1 protein-coding gene is annotated in these 1,714 nt (G+C 52.0%); it reads right to left on the bottom strand.

Annotated elements, in window-relative coordinates:
* Window positions 1-209: 209 nt before the first annotated feature.
* A complete protein-coding gene (locus AC2FME_RS18315) occupies window positions 210-1,544 on the bottom strand; it encodes a hypothetical protein (RefSeq protein WP_496801207.1) in 1,335 nt (444 codons plus the stop codon).
* Window positions 1,545-1,714: the final 170 nt, after the last annotated feature.

Raw genomic sequence — 1,714 nt, 5'->3', positions numbered from 1 at the left:
GGGTAAGCCGCTGAGATATGCGACCCCTGAAACATCCGCTTGAAGGCCGGTCAATAGCATCAGGGGTCTTCAGCGCGGGATGACTTATGAGTCCCTCTATAGGGAGTTACCCTTAGTTATATCCTTTAGCTATGAGCTATAGCTGCAAGCTACAGGGTCTACCTCGTCGTAGTTGATCCCTCTTATGACCACTACGAAGAGGGTATAGCTTAGGCTGCAAGCTGAAGGTCATCATCAGGTCCAAAGTCATGCTTGGTGAGGACGTCTACCTCCCCATCTTGTCCCGTATGACGCTTGAAGGTGTAGAGCATGACCCTTTGAGCCAGATCGACAGCTGAAGCTGGCACCAGTATCGCGTCGTGGATGGGGAGAGCGACGACACCCATGCTGTTCAGTATGCAAAGCACCTCGACGAGGATTTGACTTTCCATGAACTGGCACTGATGCCCCAAGCCTCTGTGGAACGTATCGGCAATATCAGCATGGGTGGACAAGATGGCGTTCTCTACATCTTTGACCCGAACATTGTGTCCAAAGTAGCGCCGCGTCCCTTGCGGGAAACGGGACAAAGGCTTTTCAACGAACTGCATTGAAGACATCACTTTCTTAAAGCCTTGCCTTTCGCCATCAATGCCGGGAATGTCGTAGAGGTCTTGCATTGGCGGAATTATACCTTTGATCGCATATAGCAAACGCGGCATGACTTGCCCGTAGTCGACCTCCACAACGTCCTCCCCGTCAATCCTGATGTATCTGAGGCGGTACTCCTTGCTCATCGACTGCCAGAAGCCTCCCCATAGCCTGCCGCCGCTTTCAAAGCTCTCGCGGTTGAATGACCGGCGAAGTTGTCTTTTGTTGATATCGACAACCCCTGGGCCAGTGTAGCGAATGTCTGCGTTTGCCAAGGTGCTGTTGATTTCGTGAATGTGGTTTCGCGCCTTCGTCGTGAAGTCTGTATCGCAGTAGTCGATCAGCTTGTTTTTCTTCTTTCGCCCAAAAGGATGACCTTTCAGCTCGATTGGCTCTGTCCGCATGAGTTCGCCTATGTCTTCGAGCGATACACTATGCTTGCGAATAATCCGCAGGAGTTTCGCACTTGGGCGGATAACGGTTCGCCTTCTTTTTCCGTCCTCAGTTCTGAAACCAAGTTCTTGATGGATTAGGGCAAGTCGCGGATCAGCCATAAGGTCGAGAAGACGCGGCAAAGTCTTGCTGGTCGTGGGATCACCATAGCGAGACACTCTACCCAGGTGCCTGTTGGACCGCGTTAAGTAGAGGCCCTTGTTGATGGCGCAAAGTGCTGCAACCGTCAGATCACAGACCACCGCAATCACCATGCGTTCATGTATGACCTGATCTTTCCCTTTTCGCTTCCTGTGTCTGATCGATGTTTCAATCTCAAAGTCTTCGATTAGTTGGAAGACTTCTTGAACATACTTCTCCCCCGCTGATGTGACTGGGGTTCTCCAAGGGTCAAAAGCACGTTCTGCGGATTTGGGTTCGTGTTCACATTCTTCAGCGCAGCAAAGTTCATTGTCGCACATATGGAGCCTTTCGGGTTGGGAGTTACCATTATTCTAATGGTGGCCCCCAATCGTCAGGCTGATCAGCCCCACCCGAGTGGTCCAGTTTGATTGTTAGTGCATTGCCGGCCTCTGGTCCATTGCGACGAGGGTTTCGGGTGCCGGTGGGCGGTAGCCCAGAGCGCTGTGCG

This window comes from Ruegeria sp. BHSC026, assembly GCF_059613065.1.
This window is presented reverse-complemented; position numbering and strand designations above follow the sequence as displayed.

What these genes read in the sequence shown, in the direction of transcription:
- AC2FME_RS18315 (WP_496801207.1), bottom strand. Translation starts at nt 1,544, where the DNA reads ATGTGCGACAATGAACTTTGCTGCGCTGAAGAATGTGAACACGAACCC.